This is a genomic window from Anabaena cylindrica UHCC 0172 (assembly GCF_034931625.1).
In the GTDB taxonomy this organism is placed as follows: domain Bacteria; phylum Cyanobacteriota; class Cyanobacteriia; order Cyanobacteriales; family Nostocaceae; genus Anabaena; species Anabaena cylindrica_A.
Genome location: NZ_JAYGGY010000080.1, coordinates 65613 through 79293, shown reverse-complemented (window position 1 = coordinate 79293; position 13681 = coordinate 65613). Strand labels below are relative to the sequence as shown.

General features: G+C 37.9%; 18 protein-coding genes. All 18 read left to right on the top strand.

Features of this window, described 5'->3' with window-relative positions; all coding sequences use genetic code 11:
* The first annotated feature begins 181 nt into the window (after positions 1 to 181).
* A complete protein-coding gene (locus tag VB713_RS15980; RefSeq protein WP_323312497.1) occupies positions 182 to 1036 on the top strand; it encodes an ATP-binding cassette domain-containing protein in 855 nt (284 codons plus the stop codon).
* Positions 993 to 1847, top strand: a complete 855-nt coding sequence (locus VB713_RS15975; RefSeq protein ID WP_323312496.1) for an ABC transporter permease — start codon at positions 993 to 995, stop codon at positions 1845 to 1847. The genes VB713_RS15980 and VB713_RS15975 overlap by 44 nt, the downstream gene beginning before the upstream one ends.
* Positions 1848 to 1866: 19 nt before the next feature.
* Positions 1867 to 2325, top strand: a complete 459-nt coding sequence (locus VB713_RS15970; protein ID WP_323312495.1) for a MarR family transcriptional regulator — start codon at positions 1867 to 1869, stop codon at positions 2323 to 2325.
* A complete protein-coding gene (locus tag VB713_RS15965; RefSeq protein WP_323312494.1) occupies positions 2291 to 3556 on the top strand; it encodes an MFS transporter in 1266 nt (421 codons plus the stop codon). The genes VB713_RS15970 and VB713_RS15965 overlap by 35 nt, the downstream gene beginning before the upstream one ends.
* Positions 3557 to 4228: 672 nt before the next feature.
* Positions 4229 to 4462, top strand: coding sequence for a hypothetical protein (locus tag VB713_RS15960; RefSeq protein ID WP_323312493.1), 234 nt, complete (start codon positions 4229 to 4231; stop codon positions 4460 to 4462).
* Between the two features lie 126 nt (positions 4463 to 4588).
* Complete coding sequence (locus VB713_RS15955) at positions 4589 to 5026, top strand: nitrogen fixation protein (protein ID WP_323312492.1); 438 nt, start codon at positions 4589 to 4591, stop codon at positions 5024 to 5026.
* 42 nt (positions 5027 to 5068) lie between these two features.
* Positions 5069 to 5386, top strand: a complete 318-nt coding sequence (locus VB713_RS15950) for a Nif11-like leader peptide family RiPP precursor (RefSeq protein ID WP_323312491.1) — start codon at positions 5069 to 5071, stop codon at positions 5384 to 5386.
* A gap of 64 nt (positions 5387 to 5450) precedes the next feature.
* A complete protein-coding gene (locus tag VB713_RS15945; protein ID WP_323312490.1) occupies positions 5451 to 5783 on the top strand; it encodes a Nif11-like leader peptide family natural product precursor in 333 nt (110 codons plus the stop codon).
* Between the two features lie 239 nt (positions 5784 to 6022).
* A complete protein-coding gene (locus VB713_RS15940) occupies positions 6023 to 7276 on the top strand; it encodes a nif11-class peptide radical SAM maturase 3 (protein WP_323312489.1) in 1254 nt (417 codons plus the stop codon).
* A 12-nt stretch (positions 7277 to 7288) separates the two neighbouring features.
* A complete protein-coding gene (locus VB713_RS15935) occupies positions 7289 to 7450 on the top strand; it encodes a hypothetical protein (protein ID WP_323312488.1) in 162 nt (53 codons plus the stop codon).
* A gap of 57 nt (positions 7451 to 7507) precedes the next feature.
* Positions 7508 to 7705 carry a hypothetical protein gene (locus tag VB713_RS15930; protein ID WP_323312487.1) on the top strand — a complete coding sequence of 66 codons (198 nt, stop codon included), beginning with the start codon at positions 7508 to 7510 and terminating at the stop codon, positions 7703 to 7705.
* A gap of 195 nt (positions 7706 to 7900) precedes the next feature.
* The gene (locus tag VB713_RS15925; protein WP_323312486.1) at positions 7901 to 9061 is read left to right on the top strand and encodes a phosphotransferase family protein; all 1161 of its coding nucleotides are present in this window, start codon (positions 7901 to 7903) and stop codon (positions 9059 to 9061) included.
* Positions 9062 to 9086: 25 nt separating this feature from the next.
* Positions 9087 to 10196: a T3SS effector HopA1 family protein gene (locus VB713_RS15920; protein ID WP_323312485.1), complete on the top strand. Its 1110-nt coding sequence runs from the start codon at positions 9087 to 9089 to the stop codon at positions 10194 to 10196.
* A 531-nt stretch (positions 10197 to 10727) separates the two neighbouring features.
* A complete protein-coding gene (locus tag VB713_RS15915) occupies positions 10728 to 10943 on the top strand; it encodes a hypothetical protein (protein ID WP_323312484.1) in 216 nt (71 codons plus the stop codon).
* Positions 10944 to 10983: 40 nt separating this feature from the next.
* Complete coding sequence (locus VB713_RS15910) at positions 10984 to 11187, top strand: hypothetical protein (RefSeq protein WP_323312483.1); 204 nt, start codon at positions 10984 to 10986, stop codon at positions 11185 to 11187.
* Positions 11188 to 11331: 144 nt separating this feature from the next.
* Positions 11332 to 11595 carry a hypothetical protein gene (locus VB713_RS15905; RefSeq protein ID WP_323312482.1) on the top strand — a complete coding sequence of 88 codons (264 nt, stop codon included), beginning with the start codon at positions 11332 to 11334 and terminating at the stop codon, positions 11593 to 11595.
* A 312-nt stretch (positions 11596 to 11907) separates the two neighbouring features.
* Positions 11908 to 12924, top strand: coding sequence for an aldo/keto reductase (locus tag VB713_RS15900; protein WP_323312481.1), 1017 nt, complete (start codon positions 11908 to 11910; stop codon positions 12922 to 12924).
* Between the two features lie 15 nt (positions 12925 to 12939).
* Positions 12940 to 13677, top strand: a complete 738-nt coding sequence (locus VB713_RS15895; RefSeq protein ID WP_323312480.1) for a peptidylprolyl isomerase — start codon at positions 12940 to 12942, stop codon at positions 13675 to 13677.
* Positions 13678 to 13681 lie beyond the last annotated feature (4 nt).

Here is a 13681-nt window from a genome sequence, read left to right as displayed (position 1 = left end):
GGTACAAGAACCCCACCCCCTAACCCCTCTCCGCAAGCGATGAAGGGACTACGATGTACCTCATGCAATTGGACACCGCTGTAACTCTTTCAAGATCAAGTTGATCTTGACTTTTAGGGAATTTATGTCAAACTAATATTTAGATACTCTAATTATTTGAATAAGGAAATAAATCCGACTCGTGACGAAACTTACGGGAAGAATAGAATCTGCGGAAATACCTGCACAAGTGCCAAAGTCGGTAATATTGCAAACCTTGGAACTGACGCGCCGCTTTGAAAAATCTACAGCCGTTGATACTTTAAATATTTCCGTAACAGCGGGAGAAGTTTTTGGGTTATTAGGTCCCAATGGTGCGGGAAAAAGTACAGTAATTAAAATGTTAACTACCTTGCTACCAGTCAGTAGCGGGAAAGCATACTTAGCGGGTTATGATGTGACTCGTCAACCTGATGCAGTCAGAAGAGTCATAGGTTATGTACCCCAGGCTTTATCAGCAGATGGGAGTTTGACAGGTTATGAAAATCTGTTAATTTTTTCCAAATTGTATGATATTCCTTCTCGACGGAGAAAACAGCAAATCGCTGAAGTGCTGGAATTCATGGGTTTGGAGGATGTGGCACATTGCTTAGTTGGCACTTACTCTGGGGGGATGATTCGGAAATTGGAAATTGCCCAGTCCATTTTACATCAACCGCAGATTTTATTTCTAGATGAGCCGACAGTGGGATTAGATCCAGTTGCAAGAACCCAAGTATGGCAGCTAATGGAACAACTGCGGATTAATTTTGGTACAACCATCTTTTTAACTACCCACTTTTTAGAAGAAGCAGATCATCTTTGTAACCGAGTGGTGATTATGAACCAAGGTAAAGAAATTATCACTGGTTCACCCGCAGATTTAAAAGCAGCTATTGGGAAAACAGACGCAACTTTAGATGATGTCTTCATCCACTATGCAGGAAATCAATTAGTATCAGGAGTGAGTTATCGTGAAACCGCAAGAACTAGACGTACCACTCAACGGCTGGGCTGAACCAAGATATAATCGCCCAAAAGGGATTTTTTCTGGCATTAAAGAACTATTTACCAAAACCCTAGTAATTACTGAGTTGGAAGTGCGAAAATTGCGCCATGATCCTAGTGACTTGGTGATTAGGGCTGTACAACCAGCTTTATGGCTGCTGATATTTGGGCAAGTTTTTACTCGGACTCGTGCTATTCCCACAGGTAATTTACCTTACTTGGATTTCATGACACCGGGTATTTTGGCTCAGAGTGCGCTGTTTGTCGCCATTTTTAGCGGGGGGATGACGTTAATTTGGGAACGTGATTTAGGGATTGTACATAAATTCTTAGCTGCACCTATACCCCGCGCAGCGATTGTCATGGGTAAAGCTTTTGCTGCTGGTATACGTTGCTTTTCCCAAGTGGTATTGATTTATTTATTGGCTTTTTTATTGGGTGTAAAGCTCAATCTTCATCCCTGGGCTTTTTTGCAAGTTGTGCTAATTGTGTTTTTGGGAGCAGGTTGTTTTTGCACTTTTTCACTCATTATTGGCTGTTTGGTGAAATCGCGGGAAAGGTTTACGGGAATTGGACAATTGATGACAATGCCTTTGTTTTTTGCTAGTAATGCGATTTATCCGATATCGTTGATGCCAGTTTGGTTACAGATTCTTTCGAGTATTAATCCTTTGACTTATGAAGTTGATGCTTTACGTGGTGCAATGCTGGACAATGGTTCAAGTATTTATGGGTTTGGGTTAGATTGTACAATTCTCTTGCTAACATTAATAGGTTTAACCTATATCTGTGGACGACTTTATCCACGGGTGGCGATGTAATCTGGAGAAAAACAGTCTTATGAGTTTGGATAAACCCTCTGAAGAATGTGCTGCTAGGGTGATGGAAACAGTCCCCTTATTGATGCGGTTTATCCGAGCCGAAATGCGATCGCACAGTTCTGACTCTTTATCTATACCACAGTTGCGATCGCTCGCCTTTCTCAATCGCAATCCTGGTGCTTCCTTGTCTGAGGTAGCAGATCATTTAGGTGTCACCTGTGCTACAGCATCAACAACTATAGAAAAATTAGTGCAACGAAATCTGGTGCAACGTACAGATAATCCTCAAGAACGACGACGAGTAGTCCTGAATCTGACGAGAGAAGGAAAGCTGCTTTTAGAGCAATCTCAGGAGAAAACTCGCGGAGAAATTGTGGAAATTCTACAGGGTTTGACACCAGAGCAAGTATCACATATTGAATCCGGCTTGACTCTACTAAAAAATGTCTTCGAGCAAACAGAAACCAAATCACCATAACGATAAAGCTGCACACGATCCCTTTGCAGCTTTGAGATTTCGAGATTATCGGTTATTTATTATTGGGCGTGTAGTCCTCTTCACCGCCGGACAAATGCAGACCGTGGCGCTGGGTTGGGAGCTATATGAACGGACAAATTCAGCAATAGTCTTGGGTTTTATCGGGTTAGCACAAGTTGTACCGATTATTGGGTTGACTTTGATTACAGGACACGTTGCTGATAAAAATGACCGGAAACAGATTAGTTTATTCTCAATTTTACTATTAGCTCTTTGCTCAATAGCTTTAGCTGTTATTTCCTACAACAAAGGTGCCATCTTTCTAGTTTACGGCTGTTTATTACTAACAGGTGTAGCCAGGGCATTCCTCAAACCCGCTGGTGATGCGATGATGTGGCAGTTGATACCTACGAGTGCTTTTACCAATGCAGCGACTTGGAATAGTAGTACCTTTCATATAGCGTCGGTAATTGGGCCAGCTTTGGGAGGATTTAGTATTGCTTTTTTTAGAAGTGCAACGGGAGTATATCTATTATCTGCGATCGCAGCACTATTATGTTTTTTCCTCACCGCAGCCATCAAACCGCAAAAAACCAACTTTACCAAAGAACCAATATCTCTAAAAACCCTAGCTGCTGGGGCTGAATTTGTTTGGAATAATCAACTCATTCTCGCAGCTATCACCCTAGATTTATTTGCAGTCTTGCTAGGTGGTGCAGTAGCATTACTGCCCGTTTTTGCTAAAGATATTCTGCACGTTGGTCCAGTAGAATTGGGCTATTTACAAGCAGCCCCATCTATAGGTGCATTGACTATGGCAGCATTATTAATATATTTGCCACCTATTCGCAAAGCCGGACCAGCCTTACTTTGGTCGGTTGTCGGGTTTGGGATTGTGACAATTATTTTTGGACTGTCTCGTTGGGTGTGGTTGTCGTTATTGATGTTGGCATTTAGCGGGGTGTTAGACAGCATTAGCGTGGTGATTCGTCATACCTTGGTGCAAATTCGCACTCCTGACCATTTGCGAGGTCGTGTTGCAGCTATCAATAGTGTATTCATCAGTGCATCTAATGAATTGGGGGGTTTTGAATCTGGTTTGACTGCGGCTTTATTTGGGCCAGTGTTGTCTGTGGTTGCTGGGGGTATTGGAACGATTTTGGTAGTGGTGGCTACGGCGATGATTTGGCCGGAGATTAGGAAATTAGGGGCATTGCATGAGGATTTATAGTCAGATATAGCTACCACCACGCTATCAGCAAGCCCTAATTATAGCAATTCCCATTCAAGTCAATACTGCTCGGTTAAGGCTCAAAAGTCATTATATAGTAGGTTGGGTTGAGGCACGTTCACGAAGTGTGGCGAAGCCATAACCCAACAAAATCCTTGATAATGTTGGGTTACGCTGTTGCTCAACCCAACCTACATTTTCTTAACCGACAAGTATTGCCATTCAAGTGAGGTACAAAAAGAAAGAATTAACCGCAGATGAACGCAGATAGACGCAGATAAATTTGTACTTCATTAGATTAGGAAACGCTATATCTGTATTTTTTTCATCCTGTTAATCCTTTAATCCTGGGCATCCTGATTCTGACATTTGTATTATACTGCAAACGGGTGAAATCTGGACTTATGTCATACTGAGCGTAACGTAGTGCAGCGAAGTATCTCGGAGATTCTTCACTTCGTTCAGAATGACACTTTTAACCCGTTTTTAGTATATCTAATATTTCAACCAGTTCTCCAATTGTAAATTAGGGATATGAATAAAATCTTGGAAATTTTAGTGACATAAAAGGTTTATTTATGGACACTAAATATTACAGGACTATACTTGAATAATTTTCCTCACAGATAAAATGGAGCAGTAGAGACACATACTAACCAGAGGAAAATCAACATGGAAACCAACAAGAAAAATCAATTTGAAATCAATGACCTCATTGATGAAGCTGTAAACAATGCAGTAGCACGTCGCAGTGAAGCTTTAGATTCAGTAGAAAACTTATCTGACGAAGAAGCTAAAAACGTAACAGGTGGCGCATTAATTAGCCCCATCATTTTAGGCATTATTATTTGCCCTCCTATCACCATAGGACTGATTGCAGTTGATCCTAAAATTCAAAGCATTTAGGTATTGACATAATCAGAGAATTGCCCAGCCGTATTTAGTTTGAGTCTCATCTACAACTGCTTTTGTAAGATGCGAATTTCTAAGCAAAGGTTGGGTACGGCTGGTCATTTTTTCAAGAGGCGCGTAATGAAAGAAATTGCAACTGATAAAACTACACTTTGTCCCAGTGCTAGACCAGAATCTGAAAATAGTGTTGTTTTTGGTATTATTGGTGGAACAGCAACAGAACCTCGTGTAGCTTATCTGAAACAAACCCAACCTATCACAGAAGAATTAATAGCAAAAGCCAGTCCAGTTACACCTGCGGAAATATTCCGTACAGCAGCACCTTGTGCAGAAACAGGTTGTCAACATTTTGATGGACACAATTGTGGTTTAGCTACACGAATTGTCGAAAATTTTCCCGTAGCCACAGAAGAATTACCTCCTTGTTCAATCCGTCGGGATTGTCGCTGGTGGCAACAAGAAGGAAAAGTGGCTTGTATGCGTTGTCCCCAAGTAATTACAGATAATTACAACGCATCTGAATTAGCCGTTAAAGTTGCAGCACCAAATACTAATTAACCAAAACAATAAACTGCATTTAAATCATTTCAGGAGCAGATTATGTCCTTAGAAAACGTGAGAGCTTTTTACGAAAAATTAGCTGCTGACGAAGATTTTCGTACCCAAATTCAAGAAGTTGATAACAAAGAAGTAGGTAGAGAATTTCTAAAGGCCTCTGGTTATAACTTCACTCAAGAAGAGTTTGAAGAATATACAGAGCAATTGTTGGAATCAGGTAATTCTCCTGAAGGTTTAAGAGACCTAAATGAAAAAGAATTGGAAGCTGTTTTTGGTGGAGCAACATCTGTGCTTTTACCTATAGGCTTTCCGATTCTATTATATGGAGTTGTCATCAGTCAAATCGGACGACTACTCTAAATCTTTTTCTGGAATTTTGAAATTTTAAAGTCACACATCAAATATTTTTTGCAAGGAGAAAACAATGTCTTTAGGAAGTGTAAGAGATTTCTACAAGCAACTAGTTGCTGACGATGATTTTCGCAATCAAATTCAAAGTGTTGCAAATAAAGAAGAATGTAGCCAAATAGTTAAAGCTGCTGGCTATGATTTCACTCAAGAAGAATATGAAGAATATACTTTGAAATTGTTAGAATCAGCTAATTCTGACAATGAACTGGAAGATTTAGGCGAAAAAGAACTAGCAGGAGTGTTTGGTGGCATCACTGGATGGCCAAAGATCCAACCACTATATGGAGTCATTCGTCCACCTATTCAGCTATTGTATGGAGTGATCATAGATAACACACTAATTTAGGAAATCTCCATTGCCAAACTCACAAATTAAGTTTCTAGGCAATACTGTTCGGTTAAGGGTAAGACTTTGTTATATCGTAGGTTGGGTTGAGGAACAAAACCCAACTAAATCCTTGGTAATGTTGGGTTACGCTGTCGCTCAACCCAACCTACATTTCCTTAACCGACAAATATTAAGTTTCTAGGGATGGATGAGAACATATCTGTCCCTTTTTAAAGAAATTGATTGAGGATATTTGAATGTCTTATCGCCGAATTAGTTATGCAGTTTGGGAAATTACACTTAAATGTAATTTAGCTTGTCAACATTGTGGTTCTCGCGCTGGTCATACAAGGACAAATGAACTTTCTACAGAGGAAGCTCTGGATTTAGTTAAACAAATGGCTGATGTAGGAATTACAGAAGTTACTATCATTGGAGGAGAGGCTTTTCTCCGTCCTGATTGGTTGGAAATTGCCCAAGCAATTACTAAAGCCGGTATGCTTTGTGGTATGACCACTGGGGGCTATGGTATCACTTTAGAAACAGCCCGTCAGATGAAAGCCGCAGGTATTCAGGTAGTTTCTGTCTCTGTGGATGGTTTAGAAGCTACTCATGACAATATTCGGGGCAAACAAGGGTCATGGCAATGGGCGTTTAAGACCATGAGTAATTTGAAGGAAGCAGGTATTCCTTTTGGTTGCAATACCCAAATTAATCGTCTCTCTGCACCAGAATTTCCTAAAATTTACGAACATCTCCGCGACGCGGGTATTTTCGCTTGGCAAATTCAATTAACTGTACCCATGGGGAATGCAGCAGATAATAGCGAAATTTTACTGCAACCTTATGAACTAATAGATTTATATCCGATGATTGCTCATGTCGCTGAACGGGCAAAGCAAGAAGGGATACAGGTACAAGCAGGAAATAATATTGGCTATTACGGACCCTATGAGCGATTATTTCGCGGGGGAGATGCTTGGTCTTTTTGGCAGGGATGCAGTGCTGGATTATCTGCGTTGGGTATTGAAGCTGATGGTGCAATTAAAGGTTGTCCTTCCCTACCAACTACAGCTTATACAGGTGGTAATATCCGCGACCATTCACTGCGAACAATTATTGAAGAAACGGAAGAACTGCGGTTTAATATTGGCGCTGGTACTCCCCAAGGAACAGAACATCTGTGGGGGTTCTGCAAGACTTGTGAATTTGCGGAACTCTGTCGCGGTGGTTGCAGTTGGACTGCCCATGTTTTCTTTGATAAACGAGGTAATAATCCTTACTGTCATCACCGCGCTCTCACTCAGGAAAAAAGTGGTATCAGAGAACGGGTATTTCTTCACCGGAAAGCAGATGGCAACCCGTTTGATAATGGGGAATTTGCACTGATTGAAGAACCTGTTAATACTCCTTGGCCAGAAAATGATTCTCTTCACTTTACGGCTGATTTAATTCAATGGCCAGAAGGTTGGGAAAAAGCACCGGAGTTGGTTGAATCCTTAGTTAATTAAAATTCTGTTGATATGAATTTAGAAGATTCTCATAGTGTAGAAGAATTAGAGAGCAATCGCTTGTTACCTCGTTCTGCTTGGAATAGTCAAGTTACCTATTTAAGATTGCTTTTTAGAGCTAAAAAAGCTTTAGATCGAATTGAGAAAGAAGCAGGTGTTCCAATAATTCGGTAAGACTAATTCACCGGATAAATTTTACAACCATAACAACTCACTTTGGAGAAATTTACCATGTCTCAACTCAAGATTGCTGATTTAAATTCCGCTGGTTTTCAGTTTTTCCAAGATACTGAAACCTTTCTTATAGATTTGCAAGATGATGAACTGTATATTACTCGTGGCGGAATCTTTATTTTCCCTAACATTAGTGTGATTCAAATTCCTGTATCTGAGGATATTTACCAACCATCTGTTTCTATTATTCGGTGATTGAATAATAAGATACCCATATCCCCGACTTCTTTAAGAGGTCGGGGATCTCTAGTTTTATTTGTGTCAATAGTAAAATAATTATGTCCCAAAAAATTTGCTTATGGCAGTTGTTTTAGTAACTGTTAGGTGTCAACATACATATTGTTTAGTCTGTAAATCCAATGTATTAATAATTTTATAAATTTAGAACCCATGACATTTATTTTAAATTCTCACAATGTTTTTGATTATTTAGTTGCACAGAGTTTATCCAATCACGGCGATCCAGTTCCCACTAAGATAGAACCACTTACAGCCAAAAATTTTAATTTATTATTAACTTTTGCAGATGGTCATAAGTTGCTAGTTAAGCAAGAGCGACATAATCAGGAAGGAAAAGCGGCTGGTGAGTTTTTAATTGAGTGGAGAATTCAAGAGTTTTTACAAAAATTTCCCGATCTTAATAAGTATCGCTTGTTTTTGCCAGAAGTGCTGCATTTTGATCCAGAAAATTCCATGATTGTTTTTAGATATCTAGATGATTATCGGGATTTAATGGATTTCTATATGAAGGAACAAAAATTTCCTATAGAAGTTGCTACGCAAATTGGCACTATTTTAGGTACTATTCATCGTGATACTTTTAACCATCAAGAATATCAGGATTTTTTCTCCCAGGGTTCGGATAATTTAATGCCTGATCAAGTATCACGAATAATTCGGGGATTGGAACGGGTTGAACCAGAAATTTTTGGGTTAGTCCCTGATGATGGATTAAAGTTTTTCAGTTTATACCAACGTTATGATAGCTTGGGGCAAGCGATCGCACAACTAGCCAAATCCATAACCCCTGCTTGTCTCACCCACAAGGATTTGAAGTTAAATAATATTCTTCTGCACAACGATTGGCAAAACTCTAATCATAATGTTGTTCGGTTAATTGATTGGGAACGTTCCGATTGGGGAGATCCAGCTTTTGATTTGGGAACACTTATCGGCAGTTATGTCCAAATGTGGCTCAATAGCCTAGTTATTAGTAGTTCCTTGAGTCTTGAGGAATCTTTACGCTTGGCAATGATGCCTTTAGAACTACTTCAGCCTTCAATTTGTGCATTAACTATAGCCTATTTAAACACTTTTCCAGAAATTTTAAACCACCGCTCTGACTTCTTGCAAAGAACAGTCCAATTTGCTGGTTTTGCCTTAATTCAACAGATTTATGCAATGATTCAATATCAAAAATCTCTTGGTAATACAGGCATTGCTATGCTTCAAGTTGCTAAATCATTATTATGTCGTCCTGAACAGTCAATGCCAACTATTTTTGGTGATGATGCTGTTCAAGTAACTAGCTTTAATTCTACTGCTGTTTAATTCATTTTATTACCAATAAATAATTATGCAATTATTAAAATCTTCTCACAACCAGTCAATAGTTAAATCCAATAATCAGTTATTAGATATACTCCAAGACATGGTTCATAAAATTGATATTAAATCTAATTTCTATATTCATCATGCCGATTATAAACCCTTAGAATTACCAACTGAGGTGGTTGGACGGTTTCAGAAAATGCCAGTAGAAATGCAGCAAAAATATCTGAGTTTACAACTGCGAAGTTTTCTTTATGGCATCTACTATAATGGTTCGATGCAAAGTGCATTAGCACTAGATGGAGAGGCAAATGGGTTGCCTTTAGATTTGGAAAATAATACTGTTCTAGGGATAGATATGGGATTTTATGAGCAATTACACGAAAGTAATTGTGGAGAAGGTTATTTTGATCCTGGCTGGGTAGTTATTAGAGAAGAAACTGATGGAAGTGTAGCAGTTACTAAAGGCGGTTTAAGGTTACATATTCAAAGAGATAAACATTTACAAGATTTTGAAAAAGCTGCTGTTGTTGGTGATGTAGTGGCGATTCTGTTGCCTAAAAATCGAGTACAAAATGGTTTTTATATGGCAGTTAGTAATCAGGGATTTAGTCATGGTAGAAAAACTGAACATCATCCTGTAACTGTACGCATATATTTTAATATAATTCCTGAAGGTACTAGTCTCGTAATGAAAAGTCTGACAAAGAGACTAAATGAGTTAGATATTTCTTTTAGTTTCAAAGTTTTATATAATCCAAAAGACTATGGAAGACACGATTCAGGTGTTTTATATTTTGATAAAATAGACTATGTGAGAGTTAGGGAAGTTTTACAAGTTGTTTATAGAGAAAATAAAGCATATTTTCAATCAGAAGTTCCTCTATTTACAATGCAGATTGCACCGGGATTAGGATTAGCAGAAGAACCAGATACAAAGTTTGCGGCTCAAGAAAGTTTTGGTATGAATCGGTGTCAAATAGTCGCAAATGGTTTATTAGAAGCTTGGTATCAAGGAGATAATTCACCAGAAAATCGGATGCAGTTAATTTTAGGGCAATTTTCTCTTTTGGGAATTGATATAGAGCGTACTTATTTGAATGCTAATTCTGAAGATATTTATATCCCATTATAGCGTTTCCTAGTCTAATCAGGTACAAAATTATCTGGCGTTGCTGATTAAGGGTATGAATTTTAGTCTCACGCAAAGGCGCAAAGACGCAAAGGTAAGAGTTTTAAAGGTTCAATTTGGGAATTTCATACATCAAGTCAGCAACGCCAATTATCTGTGTTCATCTGCGTTTAGCTGCGTTTGATTCTGACTTCTTGTACATAGAGACGTAATTATTTACGTCTCTTTTTAATTAGATATCAATTTGTGAAAGAGTAAAACAAAGCCAAAATTAGAAAATACTAAGGGACATAAATAGTTTACTTAAAACCATTAAAATAATCATTTTACAACCATTAAATTTATTCATGAATTTTGAGTTCGCAGAAGATATTTAATCGTTAAAATTAAGGGACATAAATAATTTATTTAAGGTTGTTTAGAATTAACTGGAACTATTGATCATCTTGATTAAATAACTAATAATAAATAACTGAAAGGCATGAGTAAATAAAAGCTCAGTCTGAGATTTAACTTCACTTAAGGATTAAGACAATGGCTGTTATTAGCATTTCCAATTTAAACGTTGCTGGTTCTGATTTGTTCATGGATTCTGAAAGTTTCATGAATGACTTAACTGAACAAGAATTAACTGGTACAAATGGTGGAATCACACCCGTTATTATTTACACCGTAGCTGTAAATACATGGTGGTTTGTTGGTGGTGCTGCTTTGAGTGCTGCTGGTGCGATCGCTGAAACAACCAGATAATTAATTAACTTAAACACAAAGTAAATTTAGGGGCTAAATCATGTCTGCAATTTCTATCCGTGACTTAAATCCAGCAGGTGCTGATCTGCTTTTTGATAACGAAACTTACTTGAATGAGTTAACTGATTCTGAATTAGACTTGACTCAAGGTGGAATCACACCTCTTCTAGCTGTTAGTATGAGTGCCGCTGCAACTTATCAAATTACTAAAGCTACCGTGAACATCGTTCAAGCAATTTTCTAGGCTTGAGAATAATTAGATCATAAATGAGAAATATGTGACAGTTATTTAAAATTGTCGCTATTTCTCAAAACGAAATTAACTCAACCTTCATTTATTGACATTTTGTTTTTAAGATAGTATTACCAAAACAGGAGAATAATTATTATGAATCTGGGAATCACTTTAGCTGTATTTAGTATTGTTGTGGGAATTCCTTTTATTTTTTATGCAGATTATTTAGGAGCTATTTCTTTCATATCTCTTGGCATATCTATAGCATTAATAGAAAATGTTGGTAGTTTTAATTTAATCAACTTGAGTAATTCGGAAATACCCTTAATCAAAGTGATTTTTGCTTGGTTAACACTGGCGATTTTTGTTGTTTTATTTTCCTATAAGATATTTAGAGATCACTCGCATCATTCATGATCTGTATATAGCAATCCTAAATAATATATGAACATCTATTTTTCTTTACCTCTGCGCTCTCTGCTCGGTTAAGCCTAAAAAACTACTTGAGTGTAGGTTGGGTTGAGGAACAAAACCCAACATTTTCAGGGCTTTGTTGGGTTTCACTCCGTTCAACCCAACCTACAAATTTTCTTAACCGAGTAATATTGATACGCCTCCTGTCAGTGATACGTTTTAAAAACTCTATTCATAAATTAAATAGGATTGCTATATAAAAGTTCTCAATAGAGTAAAATATTCTAAATAGAACAACAAATATAGATAAATCTGATGAAAATATTAGACATTGTAGATAATTCTTCATCTCCATTAAAACAGAATAGTTCCATAATTAACGAATCTCAAGAATCCGATTTTTCCTTTTACCGTAAATTGGGAAAAACCGATTTAACAGTCAGTTGTTTAGGCTTAGGTGGTGGTGGTAGTATCTCTAGTGAAGATACACTCTACGCCTTTGACAAGGGAATCAATTACTTTTTCTATTCCAGCGATTTGCACCACCATATTTACTCCTCAATGTCGGGAGCAATTCGCCAAATGTGTCAGAGGGGTTCTTCAATTCGAGAAAAAGTTGTTCTGGCAACTGTAAGTTATATCAAAAAGCCAGAAATGGCGATCGCAGCGCTGTTAGATCAATTTGGAGAGCTAGGAATTGATTATATTGACATCTTTTTTTGGGGTTGGATTGATGCAGATGATCATTTAAGTTTCCAGAGGTGCTTAGATATTTCTCCAGATATTAAAGGACCGAATAGTGTTTATCAACGCACCTTGGAAGGAATATTTGGCGTTTCTGAGCAAATGAAAAAAATGGGCGCTGTTCGTTACATTGGTGCTTCTTTTCATGATATAAATTTGGCAAGTCAATGGTTAGATAGTTCATTACTAGATGTGGTAATGGTTAGACATAATGTTGCTCATCGTTCTGCTCAAAATCAGATTTTTAATCAGCTAGATTTCCACAATTCACAAAGACCGGGAATTGTCACATTTAAGTCTACAGGTTCTCATAGTGGTCTTTTGTGGGAAGCTCCTCCTGGTTTACCGGATGGATGTTGGCAACCCTCTGTACCTGATTTATATCGTTATTCCTTAAGTCAAAATTGTGTAGATGTTTGTTTGACAGGTATGCGAAACCGAAATGAAATTGATGCGGCAATTAGTGGACTAGAACATGGTAATTTAATGCCAGAGGAACTTGATTATCTTAATTTGTATGGGGATTTACATCGTTCTCCAACCAAAGTTCCACATATTCCTCAAGAACGTTTAATTTATCGTCCTTAAACACCTAAATTAATTATGCAAGAAACTTTAGAAAAGCTATCGCTAAAAGACATCCTGCCATCAACTGATGAGAAAATACTTGCATATCTTCGCTATTCTTATAAATTAGCTGAAATTGCTGATTTAGCTGAACATGATACCCTAATTTTGAATGTTTGTGAACAGTTAAGTATTACCGTTTCCGAAGCAGAATTGCAAGTTGCGGGAGATAAGTTTCGTCAAGAAAACAAGCTTTTAGGAGCTTCTGAAACCCTCGCATGGCTATCTCAACAACGAATTAGTGTGGAGGATTGGTCACAAGGTATTCAAGTAACACTGCTGACACAAAAATTAAAAGAACATCTTTTTGGTGCAGCAGTTGATTCTCATTACCTTGCTAACCGTAATGACTATAAACGTGTTGCTTTGTCTCAGATTCTTGTGAGTGACTTGACAACAGCGATGAAAATCACCCAAGCACTTCGGCAGGAGGAGGCTTCTTTCTGTGCCTTGGCATTAGAGTATTCTAAAGGGAAACAATCGAAGGAAAATGGCGGATTTGCTGGTGTTCGCTTTATCACAGAACTGATGGCAGAAATTTCAGGAGCGATCGCAGATCACAAAGAAGGAGATATTATTGGTCCAGTACAAACAAAATTGGGCTACCATATTATTCGACTGGAGAAGTGGTTTCATCCTGAACTAAATCAAGTTAGAGATCAAATATTAGAATCTCTCTTCCAAGGCTGGTTACAAGCTAATATCCAGAAATAAGAAG